Annotated in this window: 12 protein-coding genes and 4 pseudogenes; 8 read left to right on the top strand and 8 right to left on the bottom strand. The window is 71.2% G+C overall.

Translation table 11 applies throughout. The annotated features are described in order from the left end of the window. On the bottom strand, window positions 1–611 hold a 611-nt coding region (locus O3Q52_RS33660; RefSeq protein WP_269652445.1), incomplete at its 3' end, for a glycosyltransferase family 2 protein. A gap of 127 nt (window positions 612–738) precedes the next feature. Here O3Q52_RS33660 and O3Q52_RS33655 point away from each other — a divergent pair. Both O3Q52_RS33655 and O3Q52_RS33650 read left to right on the top strand, forming a co-directional pair. Then, complete coding sequence (locus O3Q52_RS33655) at window positions 739–1,539, top strand: response regulator transcription factor (RefSeq protein WP_269652444.1); 801 nt, start codon at window positions 739–741, stop codon at window positions 1,537–1,539. Window positions 1,540–1,541: 2 nt separating this feature from the next. Continuing rightward, window positions 1,542–2,654 (top strand): sensor histidine kinase KdpD, encoded by a 1,113-nt coding sequence (locus O3Q52_RS33650; RefSeq protein ID WP_269652443.1) that lies wholly within the window; start codon window positions 1,542–1,544, stop codon window positions 2,652–2,654. Window positions 2,655–2,683: 29 nt separating this feature from the next. On the opposite strand, the gene O3Q52_RS33645 is transcribed toward O3Q52_RS33650, so the two are convergent. The 3 genes and pseudogenes from O3Q52_RS33645 to O3Q52_RS33635 all read right to left on the bottom strand — a co-directional run bounded on the left by O3Q52_RS33645 (window position 2,684) and on the right by O3Q52_RS33635 (window position 7,138). Continuing rightward, entirely contained in the window at window positions 2,684–3,685 is a 1,002-nt protein-coding gene (locus O3Q52_RS33645) for an NAD-dependent epimerase/dehydratase family protein (protein WP_269652442.1), read from the bottom strand. A 53-nt stretch (window positions 3,686–3,738) separates the two neighbouring features. Then, window positions 3,739–4,823, bottom strand: a pseudogene (locus O3Q52_RS33640) (NAD(P)/FAD-dependent oxidoreductase). A 119-nt stretch (window positions 4,824–4,942) separates the two neighbouring features. After that, window positions 4,943–7,138: an MMPL family transporter gene (locus O3Q52_RS33635; RefSeq protein WP_269652441.1), complete on the bottom strand. Its 2,196-nt coding sequence runs from the start codon at window positions 7,136–7,138 to the stop codon at window positions 4,943–4,945. 398 nt (window positions 7,139–7,536) lie between these two features. On the opposite strand from O3Q52_RS33635, the gene O3Q52_RS33630 reads away from it, so the two are divergent. Both O3Q52_RS33630 and O3Q52_RS33625 read left to right on the top strand, forming a co-directional pair. Next, entirely contained in the window at window positions 7,537–8,751 is a 1,215-nt protein-coding gene (locus tag O3Q52_RS33630) for a sensor histidine kinase (RefSeq protein ID WP_269652440.1), read from the top strand. Next, window positions 8,748–9,422: a response regulator transcription factor gene (locus tag O3Q52_RS33625; protein WP_269652439.1), complete on the top strand. Its 675-nt coding sequence runs from the start codon at window positions 8,748–8,750 to the stop codon at window positions 9,420–9,422. Before O3Q52_RS33630 ends, O3Q52_RS33625 begins: the two co-directional genes overlap by 4 nt. A 5-nt stretch (window positions 9,423–9,427) precedes the next feature. Here the strand turns inward: O3Q52_RS33625 and O3Q52_RS54450 are convergent. Then, window positions 9,428–9,805 (bottom strand): annotated as a pseudogene (locus tag O3Q52_RS54450) (hypothetical protein). 127 nt (window positions 9,806–9,932) lie between these two features. Next, window positions 9,933–9,980 (bottom strand): annotated as a pseudogene (locus O3Q52_RS33615) (hypothetical protein); the annotation flags it as partial. A gap of 15 nt (window positions 9,981–9,995) precedes the next feature. On the opposite strand from O3Q52_RS33615, the gene O3Q52_RS33610 reads away from it, so the two are divergent. The 3 genes from O3Q52_RS33610 to O3Q52_RS33600 all read left to right on the top strand — a co-directional run bounded on the left by O3Q52_RS33610 (window position 9,996) and on the right by O3Q52_RS33600 (window position 11,344). After that, the gene (locus O3Q52_RS33610; protein ID WP_269652446.1) at window positions 9,996–10,118 is read left to right on the top strand and encodes a hypothetical protein; all 123 of its coding nucleotides are present in this window, start codon (window positions 9,996–9,998) and stop codon (window positions 10,116–10,118) included. 267 nt (window positions 10,119–10,385) lie between these two features. Beyond that, entirely contained in the window at window positions 10,386–10,718 is a 333-nt protein-coding gene (locus tag O3Q52_RS33605) for a non-heme iron oxygenase ferredoxin subunit (RefSeq protein ID WP_269652438.1), read from the top strand. Further along, window positions 10,715–11,344, top strand: coding sequence for a TetR/AcrR family transcriptional regulator (locus tag O3Q52_RS33600; protein WP_269652437.1), 630 nt, complete (start codon window positions 10,715–10,717; stop codon window positions 11,342–11,344). Before O3Q52_RS33605 ends, O3Q52_RS33600 begins: the two co-directional genes overlap by 4 nt. A 139-nt stretch (window positions 11,345–11,483) precedes the next feature. Here O3Q52_RS33600 and O3Q52_RS33595 read toward each other — a convergent pair whose 3' ends face one another. After that, complete coding sequence (locus tag O3Q52_RS33595) at window positions 11,484–12,464, bottom strand: NADPH:quinone reductase (RefSeq protein WP_269652436.1); 981 nt, start codon at window positions 12,462–12,464, stop codon at window positions 11,484–11,486. Window positions 12,465–12,484: 20 nt separating this feature from the next. Then, complete coding sequence (locus O3Q52_RS33590) at window positions 12,485–13,018, bottom strand: PadR family transcriptional regulator (protein WP_269652435.1); 534 nt, start codon at window positions 13,016–13,018, stop codon at window positions 12,485–12,487. Between the two features lie 813 nt (window positions 13,019–13,831). Here O3Q52_RS33590 and O3Q52_RS33580 point away from each other — a divergent pair. Beyond that, window positions 13,832–14,111: pseudogene (locus O3Q52_RS33580) on the top strand (aminoglycoside phosphotransferase family protein); the annotation flags it as partial.

Raw genomic sequence — 14,111 nt, 5'->3', positions numbered from 1 at the left:
CCGGTCACCTTCGAGGCACCGGACCGCGGCAGATACGGCACGTCGTGCTCGGTGACGCGCCAGCCCGCGTCGGCGGCCCGCACGACCATCTCCAGCGGGTAGCCGCTGCGCCGGTCGGCCAGGTCCAGGGCGAGCAGTGCCTCGCGGCGAGCGGCGCGCAGCGGGCCGAGGTCGTGCAGGCGCAGACCCGTGCGGCGGCGCAGCATCAGCGAGAGTGCGAGATTGCCCGCCCGGGCGTGCACGGGCCAGGCGCCCCGGCCCTGCGGCCGGCGTCGTCCGAGCACCAGGTCTGCCTCGCCGCCTTGGAGTTCGGCCACGAACGGCACGAGCAGGGAGGGGTCCAGCGAGGCGTCGCAGTCGCAGAAGCACACGATGTCGGCCGTGGCAGCGGCCAGTCCGGCATGGCAGGCGGCGCCGAAGCCGCGGCGCGGTTCGTGGACGACGGTGGCGCCCAGTTCCCGGGCGATGTCCGCCGAGCCGTCGGTGGAGCCGTTGTCCACGACAAGGGCACGCCAGCCGGGCGGAATGCGGGCGAGTACCCAGGGCAGTGCCTCGGCTTCGTTCAGGCAGGGGAGGACGACATCGACGTCCTCGGGTGTGGAAGAGGTCATCACGGCTCTCACCCTACGAACGCGAACGGCGCATATCGGACTTCGGCTCCTTACGAAACACGGACGTCAGGGCCGGTGGACCACTCGAATAGCGACGGTCGAGGGCATGTGGTGCGAGGCTGGCGGTATGGAACAGCAACCGTACGAGCCGGTGGCGGACGCCTCCGCCGACAGGCGGACCGGGACGGCACGCGTCCTCGTCGTCGACGACGACCCCACGGTCGCCGAGGTCGTCTCGGGCTACCTGGATCGCGCCGGGTACCTGGTGGACCGTGCCGAGGACGGGCCGACCGCCCTCGCCGGCGCCGCCGCGCACTGGCCGGACCTGGTGGTACTCGATCTGATGCTGCCCGGCATGGACGGCCTGGAGGTGTGCCGCCGGCTGCGCGGCCGCGGCCCCGTGCCGGTCATCATGCTCACCGCCCGCGGCGACGAGGACGACCGCATCCTCGGTCTTGAGGTGGGGGCGGACGACTACGTGACCAAGCCGTTCAGCCCTCGGGAGCTGGTGCTGCGGGTGGAGTCGGTCCTGCGCCGCTCGCGGCCCCGCGCCGACACGAGTTCCCACAGTGCGGCCGGACTCACCGTCGACCCGGCCGCGCGCCGCGCCACCAAGCACGGCGGTGAACTCGCCCTGACCCTGCGCGAGTTCGACCTGCTCGCGTTCTTCCTGCGGCATCCGGGCCGGGCGTACAGCCGCGAGGACCTGATGCGGGAGGTGTGGGGCTGGGACTTCGGCGACCTCTCGACCGTCACGGTCCACGTCCGACGGCTGCGCAACAAGGTCGAGGACGATCCCGCCAGGCCCCGCCTGATCCAGACGGTGTGGGGCGTCGGCTACCGATTCGAGGCAGCAGGCCCTTCTGGTTCCTCCGGTTCCTCTGGTCCGTCCGATCCTCCCGGCCCTTCCGGCCAGGGTGAGGAGTGATCATGCGCGACACCCTCCTCATCGCTCTGTACGCGTTCCTCGGGGCCGGCGCGGCCGGGCTGCTCGGCGCGGGAACACTGTGGATGCTGCGCCGCCGCTCACTGACCACCTCCCTCACCGTGGTGGCCGCCGTCGCGGTGACCGCGATGCTCGCGGGCACCCTGGCCGTGGCGCAGGCGATGTTCCTGTCCGCGCACGACCTGTCCGTTGTGACGACGGTGGTCGCGATGGCGGCCGTCGTCTCGCTGGCCGCCGCCCTGCTGCTGGGCCGCTGGGTGGTCGCCCGCAGCCGCGAACTCGCCCTCGCCGCCCGCTCCTTCGGCGACGACGGCGACTTCACGGCACCCCACGGTGCGGCCACCGCCGAACTGGCCGCGCTCAGCCGCGAGTTGCAGGCCACCAGCGCGAAGCTCGCCGAATCCAGGCAGCGTGAGCGCGCGCTGGAGACCTCCCGCCGTGAACTCGTCGCCTGGATCTCGCACGACCTGCGCACCCCGCTGGCAGGTCTGCGCGCGATGGCCGAGGCGCTGGAGGACGGTGTCGCCGCCGACCCGGACCGCTATCTGAAGCAGATCCGCACCGAGGTCGAACGCCTCAACGACATGGTTGGCGACCTCTTCGAACTCTCCCGCATCCACGCCGGCAGCCTGGCTCTGTCGCCCTCCCGGATGTCCGTCTACGACCTGGTCGGCGATGCGCTCGCCGGGGTGTATCCGCTGGCCCGCGAACACGGGGTGCGACTTGTCGGGGACCGCGTCGAGCCCCTGCCGGTGGAGGTGGACGGCAAGGAGATGAGCCGTGTGCTCGGCAACCTCCTGGTCAACGCGATCCGGCGCACCCCCGCGGACGGCACCGTCATGGTGGCCGCCGAACGCCTGCCCGACGGCGTGGTGTTGTCCGTGACGGACGGCTGCGGCGGCATCCCCGAGGAGGACCTGCCCCGCGTCTTCGACACCGGCTGGCGCGGCACCCACGCCCGTACCCCACCTGCGGGCGCCGGGCTGGGCCTGGCCATCGTCCGCGGCATCGTGGAGGCCCACCAGGGCCGGGCCACCGTACGCAACATTCCCGGTGGCTGCCGCTTCGAGGTGGTGCTGCCCGCGGCCGCTTCCTGAAGCGGGCAGCACCACCGGTCCAAGGGGCGCTACGCGCCACGCATCCCGGCCCGCGCGAACTCCCGCATGCCGTCCGCGAAACCGACCTCCGGCTTCCATCCGAGCTCCGCCCGCAGCCGGGACGAGTCCGCCGTGATGTGCCGGACGTCGCCCAGCCGGTACTCGCCGGTCACGACCGGCTCGGGACCGCCGTCTGCCGCGGCCAGCGCCTCCGCCATCTCTCCGACGGTGTGCGGCTCACCGCTGCCGGTGTTGTACGCGGTGAGCGCTCCGGCGGCCGAATCCGCCTCCAGCGCCGTCGCGTTGGCCGTCGCCACGTCCCGTACGTGCACGAAGTCCCGCCGCTGCCGACCGTCCTCGTACACACGCGGGGCCTCACCCCGGGCGAGCGCCGAACGGAAGAAGGAGGCGACCCCGGCGTACGGCGTGTCCTGGGGCATCCGGGGCCCGTACACGTTGTGGTAGCGCAACGACACCGCCGACCCACCCGTCGATCGCGCCCACGCGGCGGCCAGATGCTCCTGGGCGGGCTTGGTCGTGGCGTACACGTTGCGCGGGTCCGCCGGCGCGTCCTCCCCGCCCAGCCCGGGCGACAACTCCTCCCGGCACACCGGGCACCGAGGCTCGAAACGCCCGGCCGTCAGGTCGGTGACGGCCCGGGGCCCAGGCCGTACGACCCCGTGCCGCGGGCACGTGTACCTGCCCTCCCCGTAGACCACCATCGAGCCGGCCAGCACCAGGCGCCGGACGCCCTCCTCGGCCATGGCCGTGAGCAGTACGGCGGTGCCGAGGTCGTTGCGGGAGACGTACTCCGCCGCGTCGGCGAACCCGTTGCCCAGCCCGACCATCGCCGCCTGATGACACACGGCGTCCACACCGGACAGCGCTCGGGCCACCGCCTCGTGGTCCCGCACGTCCGCATCCGGGTCGTCCCGAACGTCGAACACCACGGACTCGTGCCCGCGCGCCTCAAGCGCCTCGACTACATGGGACCCGATGAACCCGGCACCGCCGGTGACCAGTACTCGCATGCGCCCACGTTAGGGCGGCACACCCGCCGCGCCCCCGGGCCGCGCGCACCACGTCACGAGTCCGTAAGGTGCCGCACTGTCCGCGCGACCGGTGCCTCGCCGCGCTTGGCCTGGAGCAGTTGCCGGCGCTTGTCGTCCTTGAAGGGCCAGGTGTGCGAACCGGGCTTGCGTGCCTCGTCCGCCAGATGCTTGAGCAAACCCTTGTAACTGCTCTCCTTGATCTTCACGGCAAGGCGGCCACGGATGGAGAGCCTGTTCGCGGTGTCGTCCTTGGAGGCGAGCTGTACGGTGGCGGCACGACGGCCCAGGCTGACGCACAGGCCGAAGAACCCCACGTTGATATGCGCGGGTTGCTCACCGGCGATCCGGCTGAGCACCGTGTCGGCGGCGTGCGCGCCCAGCGGGCCCGCGGCCTGGCAGCTCATCCGCAGCGGCAGGTCCGACGGTGCCGCCGAGTCCCCGGCCGCGACGATCCGCGCGTCGTCCACACTCGTCAACGTCTCGTCCGTGGGCAGGCGGCCCAGTGCATCGGTGCTCAGGCCGCTGCGCACGGCCAGGTCCGGAACACCGAATCCGGCGGTCCAGACGGTCACCGTGCTCGGCAGCTCACGGCCGTCACCGAGCTGTACGGCATCGCGCGCCACAGCCGTCACCTTCGCGCCGGGGCCTTTGAGTACGGTCACACCGAGCCTGGCCAGTCGCTTGGCAATCGAGCGCCGAACGCGGGGATGCAGATACGGCCCGAGTACTTCGCCGCACACCAGGGTGACGGTGCGGCCCGCCTCCGCCAGCTCGGCGGCGGCCTCGATGCCGGGCGCCCCGGCTCCGACCACCGTCACCGTGGCGGTCGCGGGGGTGTCGTCGAGGACCGACCACAGCCGCTGTGCCTCCTCCAGGCCGGCGATCGGGTAGGCGAACTCGGCCGCTCCGGGCACGCCAAGGTCGGCGCTGCCACTGCCCACCGCGTAGATCAGGTAGTCGTAGCCAACGGTGCCGCCGGCCGCCAACTCCACTGAACGAAGACCGGGCGCGGGTTGATCAGAGTCACGGTCACGTCGTCGCGCTGCGTCAGGCGACTGGCCGCCATGACACCGGCGTATCCGCCGCCGATCACGACCACATCAGTGTTCTCAGCCATGGCGTCTCCCTCGTTCCCACTGGGTTCTGCCTCAAGACGCCGCCCGAACGGACCTTGTGACAGGTTGTGAGGCAGACCACTTCGCAGGCGTGGAGCGCGGCGCGTATGCGCCCGTCGCTTCAGCTGATCCGGGCCGCCGGGGCCGGTGCGGGCTCGGGGGGAGCCGGGGCGTCGTCGCTCTCCACGCTCTCCACGGCGATGCGAGGCAGTCGGCGGTCGAGTGGGCGGGGCAGCCACCATGCGGCGTGCCCCAGCAGTGCCATGGCCGCGGGCACCAGCACCATGCGGACGATCGTGGCGTCGAGCACGACGGCCGTGGCCAGCCCCAGGCCCATCATCTTGACGAGTGGTGAGGGGTTGGCGACGAAGCTGAGGAAGACCACCGTCATGATGAGCGCGGCGGAGGTGATCACGCGGCCCGTGACCGCCATACCGCGTGCCACCGACTCGGTGGGGTCACCCGTGGCGTCGTACTCCTCGCGCACACGCGAGAGCAGGAACACCTCGTAGTCCATGGACAGGCCGAAGAGCACTGCGAAGAAGATCGTCGGCAGGGGCGAGGCGATCAGCATGGTCTCGTGCAGGTTGAACAGCCCTCCCAGCCAGCCCCATTGGAAGACGGCCACCACGACGCCGTACGCGCCGCCGATGGACAGCAGGTTCATCACGGCGGCCTTGAGCGGTACCGCGACGGAGCGGAACACCAGCATCAGCAGCAGGAACGACACCACGAGGATCGCGGCGATGAACACCGGGAGGGTGTCGGTGAGTTGACGGGTGAGGTCGTCGGTCATGGCGGTCAGGCCCGACACGGCGACATTGTCGGGGACGATGCCGAGGATGCGTTCGAGGGTGTCGGAGGTCGCGGCGTCCGCGGGGGCGGTGGTGGGAAGCACGGGCAGTACGACCGTGTCACCCGCCGTGGAGAACCGGGGCTCGCCGACCGACGCGATGCCGGGGTCGTCGGCGACGCGCCGGGCCAACTCGGGGATGCCCGCGGCGTCCACACCGGGGCCGCGCAGATCGGCGACCATGAGCAGCGGAGCGTTGAAGCCGGGACCGAAGCCCTCCGCCAACAGGTCGTAGGCGCGGCGGTGGGTGGTGCTGGTCGCGTCGTTGCCCGCATCGGGGAAACCCGTCTCCATACGCAGCGCCGGTACAGCCAGGGCCAGCAGCACCGCGGACCCGGCCAGCAGGTACGGCCACGGCCGGCCCGAGACGCGGTGCGCGAACCGCCACCACGCCGTCTTCTCGGGGCTCTCGGGGTTCTCGGACTTCCTGGCACGGCGCGTACGCAGCCCCCGGTGTCGCCGCGTCTTGTGGATGCGGTCGCCCAGCAGGGACAGCAGGGCGGGCAGCAACGTCAGGGCGGTCGCCATGGCGAACAGCACGACCAGTGAGGTGCTCAGGCCGATCGAGGTCAGAAAGCCCAGGCCGGTCAGCGCGAGCGCGCTCATCGCCACGACCACGGTGCCGCCGGCGAAGAGCACCGCCGCGCCGGACGAACTCATGGCGTTCGACAGCGCGGTGGAGTTGTCCTGTCCGGCCGCGCGGTTCTCGCGGCAGCGCGCCATGATGAACAGGGCGTAGTCGATACCGACACCCAGGCCGATCATCGCGCCGATCGTGGGCGCGGCGGTGGACACGTCCGTCGCATGGGCCAGCAGCACGATGCTGCCCAGGCCGGCGGCCACGGCGACCAGGGCGAGCGCGATCGGGACCAGCGCGGCCACGATCGTGCCGAACGCCACCACCAGGATGACGAGGGCGGAGAGTAGGCCCGCCGCCTCCGCGCCCGACGTCGGCGTCTCGGCGTTGATGAACACGGCGTCGCCCCCGAGTTCGGCGACGACACCGTCGCCGCGTACGGGCTCGATCGCGTCGCTCAGGGCATCGATCTGCCTGGGATCCACTTTCATCGGCGGTACGTCGAAGGTGACTTGGACGTAGCCGATCCGTCCGTCGGGCGAGATCGTGCCCCCGGTGAAGGGATCGGTGACCGTGGCGACCTGTTTCACGTCGGCGATGCGGTCGACGGCCGCCTCGACGGCAGGCCGGTGGCGGTCGATCCGCTCCCCTTCCGGCACAGCGAAGACGGCGACGGCACTGCCGCCGGACGCCTCGGGGAAGCGGTCCTCAAGCAGTTCCATCGCCTTCTCGCTCTGGCTGCCCGGAGCAACGAGGTCGTCGACGAACGAGCCGCCGAACAGGCCGGCAAGGGGCAGTACGAGCGCCAGGGCGGCCACCCAGGCGGCGATGGTCACCCATGGTCGGCGGGCGCTCGCGTCGCCGATACGGCGCGTGAGTCGATTCATGGCTGCAACTCCTGGGAGACGGCCGCCGACCGGCGGCAGTTGTTGGATGGGCTCGTGCGGGAGCTGCCGACCGTTGGACTTTGTCGGCTGGGTTCGTACGGGACGGCTGCCGCCCGGCGGCACCGGTCGGTGCGCGGCGGCAGAGGTTCGGGCGGTTCCATCGTGGGCGTCGACGCCGGTGCCGTCTCCCGCCGTCAGAGGGGTCGGACGCCCCCACGCGCGACGGGGAGTACGGGCCCGCGTCTCCGTCCGGCGACGGAGGGCCGCATCCGCCCGCAGGCGGGTGACGGTGCCTCGGAGCTGGACTTACGATGGCTTGCCCGGCGCGTCGCGGTGCCTGCGCCAGGCCACGGGACGCTGCCCGGCCAAGGCACCGGCCGCCTCTCGATGGAGCGACGATGATCCGTACGGCTCCGCATGCCGAGACGCTGGGCCCCGGCCGCAGGGCGTCGGGCAGCTTCCGCGGCCCGTTCACGCGCTGGCCGCGGGGCGCGGACGCCGTACTCGCGACCGTCTTGTTCCTGCTGACCACGCTCCTGGAAGAGGGTCCGGGGGATTCCCTCGTCGTCCGCCCTGTCACCAGCGTCCTCCAGCCCGCCCTCCTGCTCTTCACCCTGGCCGGCGCCGCGCTCTACCTGCGTCGGCGCAGGCCGGTCGCGGTCCTGTGCGTGGCACTCGTCGCGTGGCTCCCGACGCTGGGAAGCAGCTACTCCGTGCTGGGCGGGATCGTGATCGTCGCGCTCTACAGCGTCGGGCGGCACGACGACGACAACCGGTGGGGCCCTCTCGGTGTCGGCGCGGCTGTCGTCGCGCTCACGATCGACGGCTTCCTTCTCTCCACGCCCTGGGAGGACATCGGCTTCGGCTACGTCTGCATGTTCGGGGCCTGGTATCTCGGCCGACGCCTCCGGCTCCGAGCGGGGCGTGCTGCCCGGCTCCGCCAGGAGCAGGCCGCCGAGGCACGGCGGATCGTGTCCGAGGAGCGCACCCACATAGCCCGTGAACTGCACGACGTGGTCGCCCACCGGGTGAGCATGATGACGGTGCAGGCCGGTGCGGCCCGGATGGTGGCCGCCGAGGATCCGCAGGGCGCCCTGGAGGCGATGGCGGCGGTGGAGGAAGCGGGTCGCCAGGCCCTGGACGAACTGCGGCACCTGCTGGGAGTGTTGCGGCCGAATGCCGAGCGCGACGGCCTTGGTCCTCAGCCGGGCCTGGCCGACCTGCCCCGCCTGGTGGCCGAGGTCCGGGAGGCGGGCCTGGACGTCTCGGTCACCGGCGGCATCCGGGATCCCCTCCCGGCCCGCGTGGATCTCTCGGCGTACCGCATCGTCCAGGAGGCACTGACCAACGTGCTCAAGCACAGCGGACCGCAGACCCGTACCGAGGTGCGCCTGCGCGTCGAAGGTGATGGCATCACCATCGAGGTCCTCGACGACGGCCGCGGTACCGCCGTCCGGTCGGTGTCGTCCGCGCACGAGGGCCTGCCCGGTCACGGCATCGTCGGCATGCGGGAACGAGCCCTGCTGCTCGGCGGAAGCCTCGACGCCCAGCAGCGTCCCGGCGGCGGATTCCGGCTCACCGCCCATCTGCCGACCAAGGGGGAGCCCACGTGAGCATCCGCGTCGTCGTCGCCGACGACCAGGCGCTGGTACGCCGCGGCTTCGCCATGATTCTCCGGGTCCACCACGACATCGAGGTCGTGGCCGAGGCGGGGACCGGTGTCGAGGCGATCGAGGCCGTACGCCGTCATCGCCCGGACGTGATCCTCATGGACATCCGCATGCCCGAGATGGACGGCCTGGAGGCCACCTCCCGGATCCTTCAGGAGGCCGACTGGGAAACCCGGGTGCTGATCCTGACCACCTTCGACCCGGACGAGTACGTCTACGAGGCGCTGCGCTCCGGCGCCAGTGCCTTCGTGCTCAAGGACATTCCCCCCGAACAACTCGCCACCGCCGTACGCACCGTGGCCGAGGGCGGGACACTGCTGGCCCCCTCGATCACCCGGCGTTTCATCGACCGGTTCACACAGCGCCGCGTCAACACCGTCGCCGCGGCCCGCCTGGAACGGCTCACCGGCCGCGAGGGCGAGATCATGACCGCCGTCGCCCGGGGTGCGAGCAACGCGGAGATCGCCGAGGAGCTGTCCATCGGCGGGGCCACCGTCAAATCACATGTGTCGAGCATCCTCACGAAACTCGGGCTGCGCGACCGGATCCAGATCGTGATCTTCGCCTACGAGAGCGGCCTCGTGGAAGCGGGCGACCACGACGTCGGCCACTGACGGCGTCAGGGAGTGAGCTGCTGGTGCCCTATGACGGAGAGCAGTTCGAGCCTGCTGTGGCTCTCCGTGCCGGGGCGTGTGGTCAGTACGACCAACGTCTGCGCGCGGTTCTCGGTGAAGAGAACCTGGCCGTCGACGTCGATGCGGCCGAGTTCGGGATGGACGATCGTCTTGCTCTCGTCTTAGCGCTGGGCGACCTCCTGCAACTCCCACAGTCGGACGAACTCGGGGCTGTGTTCCTGGAGTTCGGCGAGGATCCGGGCGGCTCTGGGGGTGTCGCCGCCCGCTGTCAGCGCGACCCGCAGACGGGCCGCCTGGGCGCGGCCGTGGTGTGGGTGGTCCTCCTCGGGTACACCAGGCGCTCGGCGGGGTCCATGAACCAGCGGTAGTAGGCGCCGCGGGCCAGTCCGGTGATGGGGGTCCCCCGCTCGAACGAAGTTGAGAGGGGAGGGTCTGGTCGCCGAGCAGCGCGATGGCCAGCGGGTTCATCGCGAGGGTGTCGGCCATGTCGGTCAGCACCAGGGCCGGGGAGTCGTGCAGGCGGTCCAGGACCCGCATCAGGGTCGGGCTGACATGCTCCGAGCGGTGGAAGCGGGCCGGGGCGTTGTGACCGATGAGGCCGAAGAGGTGGTCGCGCTCGTCCAGCGTTCCGTAGACGGCTGGCGCATCTCCAAGCGGGTCATACGCGCCGGTTGACCACAAGGGGCGTCCACCACCGCCCCGACGCCCGAACTCGTCAGGTCCGACCGGGTGTTGTGCCGACACCGTCCGGACGAGGCCTAGGCCCATCTGCCGAGGCCGACTCGGACCGGAGTCGGGTCCGGGTTCCGGTCCGCGTCGCTAACCTCGGTGACCAGACACGATCACACGTGCCGCTCCGGGCCGAGCGTCGCCGCACGCCCGATGCACCCCTGTGAACCGGATGACGTACCACCGGCGTCATGGATGCACCCGAGGAGAGCGATGCCCGGCAGCGGCTACACATACGTCTGCAAGCTCGACGTATTGAAGGAGGGCGTCCCGCGACGCTTCGAGGTGGAGAGCGTCCCCGTCGCCCTCGTCCTGACCGAACAGCAGGTCTTCGCGATCCATGACGTGTGTTCGCACAGTGCCGTCTCACTGTCGGAAGGGGAGGTGGACGGCTGCACGGTCGAGTGCTGGCTGCACGCCTCCCGCTTCGACCTGCGCACCGGCCACCCCCTCGACCCACCGGCGACCCGCCCCGTCCCGGTCTATCCGGTTCGGATCGACGACGGATCCGTGTACGTACGCGCCACACCGCGGACCGAACAGTGAAACGGGCACCCGACGGTACCGGTCCCAGCGGGGAGCGGGCCGACGCCGCCCGCAACCGTGCCCGGCTGCTGGAGGTGGCTGCCCGGCTGGTGGCCGAGCGGGGCGTCGAGCACGTGACGATGCACGAGGTCGCGGAGGCGGCCGGCGTCGGAAAGGGCACGCTCTTTCGCCGGTTCGGCGACCGTGACGGCCTCCTGCTCGCCCTCCTCGCCGAAGCGGAGGCCGAGTTCCAGGAGGCGTACACGTCAGGCCCCCCGCCGCTGGGGCCGGGAGCACCCGCGAGAGATCGCCTGTTGGCGTTCGGCTGCGCCCTCATCGAGCGGAACACCGCCGACGCGGACCCGGGCGCCGCCCTGGGACGCCGACTGCCGCACGCACGCCGACACGCGTCGGACACCGCCAGTGCTCTACACCGCCACGTATCAACGCTCCTTAGGGAAACGGGAGTTGACGGTGACCATGACATGCTCGCCCACGCCCTGCTCGCCTTTGTGAACTTCGAAACCGCCGACCACCTCCGCAACGAACACCAAGTCCCCGCCGCACGGCTCCAGTCCACCTGGGTCGACCTGGTACGACGGGTGTCCCGAGCCGACGCAGCCCACGGCATTTCCGAGCAGAGCTGATGTGCCTGCGCGAGTGTCCTGCGACGGCTCGGGCGCCATGCCGATCAGTCGACATCGTCTTGAGTCGATCCGCGGTCACCCGGTGGCCCGGGCCGAGGAAGTCCTCTCCCTCGGAGCGTGCCGATCGGCGGCGTGCTCGTCAGCCGGTGACCGTGACCAGCACTCGGCCGCGCCCGCTCGCGTCGACCCGGTCGTGGGCCTTGGCGATGTCCTCCAGGGGGAAGCGGTCGCCGATGTCGACGGTGAGGGCGCCGGTCGCGGCTGCCGCGGTGAGGTCGCGGGCTGCCTGTCGTCTGGCCGCGGCGGGGAAGTCGTCGCTGCCGACCAGGCGCAGGGTGACGTTGTTGAACAGCAGGGGCCAGAAGGGGAGTTCGGTGCGGTCGGCGTGGGTTCCGTAGGCGGCGATGACGGCGTCTAGTGCGGCGACCGCGTTGTCCAGGTCGGCGTTGGCCGACAGGGACACCTCGACGACGCGGTGCACGCCGGCGGGCGCGTACGCGCGGATCTCGGCTGCCGGGTCGTCGGTGTCCAGAGCGACGGTGTGGGGGATGACAGCGGGGTCGACGCGATCGAGGTCGCCGCTGCGGCGGACGGTGCCGATGACGGTGGCGCCGCCCCAGCGGGCGAGCTGGGCGGCCAGGGAGCCGACGCCGCCGAGCACTCCGTGCACGAGAACGATCCGGCCGTCGACCGGGCCGTCCGCGAACACCGCGCGGTGGGCGGTGATCCCGGGGATGCCCAAACTCGCGCCGAGTTCGTCGCCGAGGTGGTCGGGGAGCGGGACGGCCTGCGGGTCGGGTACGACGGTGTGCTGGGCTGCGGTGCCGAAGGCCCGGTAGGACTGGGCGCCGTACACCCAGACCCGCTCTCCCACGCGGCGGGCGTCGACCCCGTCACCCACCTTGTCGATGACACCGGCGGCGTCGCTGTGCGGGATCACCCTCGGGTAGGGCATCGAGGAGCCGAGCCAGCCGCGGCGCGTCTTGGTGTCGCCGGGGTTGACGCCCGACACGCTCACACGGACCCGTACCTCGCCGGGGCCGGGGTGGGGGTCGGGCAGTTCACCGACGCGCAACACGTCGGCGGCGGGGCCTTGTTGGTCGTACCAGGACGCGAGCATGGACGTACCTCCGGTGTGGTTCAGGAGTTCTTCTCGAGGGGTTCCTCGCCCAGCGCCTCGCGGAGCCAGGCGCGTTCGGCGCGGCTGGTGGCGCGGGCGGTCAGGAGCAGGCCGCGCCGGTAGGGGTCGGTGACCTCCTCGGCGCGTATCGGCCGGTCACCGTCGTAGAAGAAGCTCGCGGGCTCTTCCAGGAACGCCAGGCGTCGGCGCAGCACGGTGTGCTGTTCGGCCACGTCGGGGAGCAGCGAGAGGAAGGACAGCACCGTGTAGAAGCGGGTGTGGTCGGTGATCTCGTGGTCGGCGGGCTTGCGCAGGCGCTTGAGCGTGTCGGCGTGGCCGGCCTCGGTGAGTCTCAGTACATAGCGGGCGGCACCCGCGCGCGGGTCGGGTTGCCGTTCCAGCAGGCCGGCCTTGGCGAGGCGGTTGATGGCCGGGTAGAGGCTGCCGTCACTGACCGGGCGGGTGTAGCCGGTCAGATGGGAGACACGACTACGCAGTTCATGACCCGGCAAGGGGCCTTCGGCCAGGAAGCCCAGGATGGCGAGTTCCAGCATGGGGCAATGGTCTCACAGCTGCATCGATTCGATATTGACATCGAATCGATGTTACCGCTTCTTTCCAGAGCAAGGAAACGATCAACGTGTAGGTGCTTCGACAAGAAGGCGGCCTCGTCGGTGACGGGGCGGCTCTCGCTCGTGACTTCTTGCGGCTGGTCCTCGGCGCTGGAGAATCTCAGCGGTCTCCCGCCGATCGTCCGCCGGAATGTGGTCCGCGAGCTGCCGTACCTGCTCTTCCGTGGACTGGTCGCGGGTGACGAACAACTCGAATCCGTAATGATTCGCGGGCTCGTTCGGCCCCCGGGCCTGACGGAACGCGACATCAACACCCTCGGGGCTGGTGAACGCCTCGGGGAGGTCGGCGGGTTCCTCGCGGCGTGGCGAGACACTCGTGAGAACGCGGCCTGGGCGTTCGAACCAGCCGTTGTCCACAAGGGTTTGTTCAAGGGCCGGGCAACGGTGTCCACCGGCTCTCCCCAACTACGGTCCGCCGCGGCTCGCGCGAGTTCGGCCTCGTACTGGGCGGCATCGAGGCGGAAGGGCCCTGCTCCACCGGATGGGCATGACCGGCGAGCCCATGGTCGATGCCGACGTCGACGCACTGGTCGAGATGGTCCTGTCGCACTTCGCCGACGGTCCCGGCCCGACTCGGGCCTCCTGACAGAGTGCTGGGCTCGACCCGGTCGGCGGGAGGCGGGAGGCGGTCGGTGTCGTGCCGGAGGCCACCGGGTGGCAGGACGCGGTCAGCCGCGCGGTCACACGCGATAAATCCGGCGACGCAGACGATCATCCCCGGGATACTGGTCGCCCATGGATGAGGTGAAAGTCGTCGTCGCCCACTCCGAGCGCGCGACCCTGCGCGTCGGCGATGTGTTCCTGAAGGTGGACGCCGATCAGGCGCGCATCGACGCCGAGGTCGAGGCGATGGCCCTGGCGCCGGTCCCGACCCCGGAGGTCCTGTGGCGCAGGCCGCCCGTGCTCGCGATCGCCGCGGTCCGGGGGACGGCCCTCGGCCGCCTCGGCGAGCCGTCGACCGCGTCCCCGGCGGCATGGGCCGCGGCTGGCGCCGCCGTCCGGAAGCTGCACGACG

It is taken from the genome of Streptomyces sp. ActVer (assembly GCF_027270795.1).
Taxonomy (GTDB): domain Bacteria; phylum Actinomycetota; class Actinomycetes; order Streptomycetales; family Streptomycetaceae; genus Streptomyces; species Streptomyces umbrinus_A.
The sequence above is the reverse complement of the archived record's forward strand: the minus strand, read 5'-3'. Positions and strand labels throughout refer to the sequence as shown.

Coding starts and splice junctions, on each gene's coding strand:
- O3Q52_RS33645 (WP_269652442.1), bottom strand. CDS start 3,685: ATGCGAGTACTGGTCACCGGCGGTGCCGGGTTCATCGGGTCCCATGTA.
- O3Q52_RS33655 (WP_269652444.1), top strand. CDS start 739: ATGGAACAGCAACCGTACGAGCCGGTGGCGGACGCCTCCGCCGACAGG.
- O3Q52_RS33605 (WP_269652438.1), top strand. CDS start 10,386: ATGCCCGGCAGCGGCTACACATACGTCTGCAAGCTCGACGTATTGAAG.
- O3Q52_RS33610 (WP_269652446.1), top strand. CDS start 9,996: ATGCTCCGAGCGGTGGAAGCGGGCCGGGGCGTTGTGACCGATGAGGCC.
- O3Q52_RS33630 (WP_269652440.1), top strand. CDS start 7,537: ATGATCCGTACGGCTCCGCATGCCGAGACGCTGGGCCCCGGCCGCAGG.
- O3Q52_RS33595 (WP_269652436.1), bottom strand. CDS start 12,464: ATGCTCGCGTCCTGGTACGACCAACAAGGCCCCGCCGCCGACGTGTTG.
- O3Q52_RS33590 (WP_269652435.1), bottom strand. CDS start 13,018: ATGCTGGAACTCGCCATCCTGGGCTTCCTGGCCGAAGGCCCCTTGCCG.
- O3Q52_RS33650 (WP_269652443.1), top strand. CDS start 1,542: ATGCGCGACACCCTCCTCATCGCTCTGTACGCGTTCCTCGGGGCCGGC.
- O3Q52_RS33635 (WP_269652441.1), bottom strand. CDS start 7,138: ATGAATCGACTCACGCGCCGTATCGGCGACGCGAGCGCCCGCCGACCA.